1 protein-coding gene and 2 pseudogenes are annotated in these 2,451 nt (G+C 48.6%); all 3 read right to left on the bottom strand.

Translation table 11 applies throughout. From position 1 onward, the window contains the following. Window positions 1–410 (bottom strand): annotated as a pseudogene (locus JNC77_RS17495) (hypothetical protein); the annotation flags it as partial. Continuing rightward, window positions 410–649 (bottom strand): hypothetical protein, encoded by a 240-nt coding sequence (locus tag JNC77_RS17490; protein WP_374834790.1) that lies wholly within the window; start codon window positions 647–649, stop codon window positions 410–412. The pseudogene JNC77_RS17495 and the gene JNC77_RS17490, both read right to left, overlap by 1 nt. Next, window positions 649–2,451 (bottom strand): annotated as a pseudogene (locus JNC77_RS17485) (hypothetical protein); the annotation flags it as partial. The gene JNC77_RS17490 and the pseudogene JNC77_RS17485, both read right to left, overlap by 1 nt.

Genomic DNA, 2,451 nt, shown 5'->3' with positions numbered 1-2,451 from the left:
CATTCCGTTAAAGCAGTCACATCCGCAGTGCCAGAACCGGTGAAAAAAGCCAGTGTATCTTTTAGTGTTTTCAATCCTGCCAGAGCATCGACATTTCCGCTCATGCCCCAACGGGCGATAAGATCGCGCGCCGCACCTTGATAACGCGATCCATCGGGCTGATAGCGGATCAGCAGTGGTTGATTAGCACCTGCCGCGCCTGCAGGCGTATTCTCGACAAGGGTGCCTGCGTTCTGTCCTGTGACTGATGCAATAATCAGTACCAAGCCCGAACGGGTGATAATCATATCACCGGCTTGAATAGCGGCACTTTGCAAAGATGCCCCTGTCGTGGTGAAGTTCTTACTCCCCGATACCAAGGTAATTGTGCCGACTGTATAATCAGGCCTCACACCCCTTTCATAAGCCATTATTCAATCTCCGTTGTATCAATTGTAGGGATTTCTACACCCTGCATCTGCTGAATGACTTCATTAAGCCGAGCTATTTCCTCCTTTGCAGATACCAACTCGCCTTCGCATTCATTAAGCCTGGTCTGAGTAAGGTTTAGCTCGTGCGCCAAGAATAAACGTCTATCTCTTGAATAGGCGTGATCTATCGTCAGCTCGTTGAGGGCAACGGCTGGTTCAATCATGATTTTGTTTGTCATTATCGCTTCCATACCAAAGAGCTTTCAATTCCACTTCCGCCGCCCCATCGAAGGGCATCGCCCGATGTGTTTCTTAGCTCAACAACATAATCGTTGCTCCCTGTAGCCGCCGTTGAGTCGATAAACATCCCTCCCAAGAAGATAGAAAATCCTCCGTTGGCGCCATTGGACGCATTAGTAAATTCACGACCCGTTGTTTTATTTCTAAAGCGGAGAGAAGCACTCGCAGTTCCAGCACCATTTCTCGTAAATCTGGCGTCAACATTAACATCAACAAGGCATGTATTCCCCTGTGGGTTGTTTGTTGACATAGTCATAATCTCAACCCATACGCCCGCGCCACCAGTGATACCGCTACTAGGGAAGTTAACAACTCCACTTGTAAAGACGTCGGTTACTTGGTTGAAATCTAGATTACTTGTCTTCACTTGAAGGTCTCCAATCTTAGCCGTTGTGATAGCTGCGTCTGCGATTTGAGCACTTGTGACTTGGACATTTGTAATTTTAGCCCAAGCGACCCGCATTTCATCTGCGTATAAAACACCGCCTTGAAACATTAATGGTCGCGCATAGTCACTACCGCTCCTGACGACGAATTGCTCCGTGTCGATCACCACACGGCTATTCGTCGTTGTCGCATCAAGATAGATACCAGCATTTTTATAATTGTCTGATGTCCCGACGCGAGCCTGCATAGCGATACGTGAAGTCCAGCCCGAAGGGGATGCAACAACACCCATACGGAAAGTTGCGTCTGCGCTTACGTTATTAACGGTAGTGGACAGAGCCGTAATTGCATTGGCGTTCGTTGTCACTCGACCGTCAACTGTATTGATCTTGGTATCAAGAGCACTTACCGCGGTCACATCTGCCTTGTTTTGCTGGATATTCGAGACAGATGATTGAAGCGATGTAATCTGGCTCGTTTGCGTAGTTGTAATGCCCTCAACATCTGTAACTCTCACAGCCAGCGCAGTTATTGCGGACGCATCGGCTTTATTATTAACCGTAGCCGTCAAGTTGGTGATGGATGTAGCGTTAGTTGTGACGCGACCATCCACATTGCTGATCTGTGTTTGAAGCGTGCTGACAGCTGTTGCAATATCCTGATCAATTTGGACTTGGAGCGATTCAACACGAACAGACAAAGCCGCAGTTTCGCTAACAGCAAGATCGACAGCATAAGTCCATTCAGCGGTGATACCATCCGCAGTGAGCTTTAATTCATGCCTTAGCCCTTGCCTCTCAGTGAAGTTGCCAAATTCCTGATCTGCCGCCCATGCACCAATACGCTCAAGTTCTTCCTCTACATAACGGATCGAGTCTGCTGTCCACTCTTGGTTGGCTATAATCTCCTTGTTCAGTTCGCTGACATCAATCGGGTAGATATCCAATTCACCGAGCCGGATATCCAGCATATGAACCGGTATCCAATCCGACCAGATGAAATCACGGCTATCGTCATAGACCGCATAGCGAGCACGAACCTGATATTCGGAGTTTGCCTGCAGCATAAACGGGGCGATTAGAATTGACCCGCGTGTGACCTCCTCAGTTCGGCCTGTATAAACAACAGCCAAATCCCAAGACTGGCGAACCTCAAAGCGAACCAAATCGACAGCCGTCTTATCACCGTCCCAGCCCAGAAGAATTGCCGGCCGACGATCATTCCCATTGGCATCTTTAGACACCGATGGAATGGCCGAGAAATCAATGATTGGCTGTGGCTGTGGCCGCATAGACCCGATAGCACCATCAACAGGTGGTTTGAAATCTTTGCCGCTGTCCCAATCATAATCCGT

It is taken from the genome of Paenochrobactrum pullorum, from assembly GCF_041929845.1.
Lineage (GTDB): Bacteria > Pseudomonadota > Alphaproteobacteria > Rhizobiales > Rhizobiaceae > Paenochrobactrum > Paenochrobactrum pullorum.
This window is presented reverse-complemented; position numbering and strand designations above follow the sequence as displayed.

What these genes read in the sequence shown, in the direction of transcription:
- JNC77_RS17490 (WP_374834790.1), bottom strand. Translation starts at nt 649, where the DNA reads ATGACAAACAAAATCATGATTGAACCAGCCGTTGCCCTCAACGAGCTG.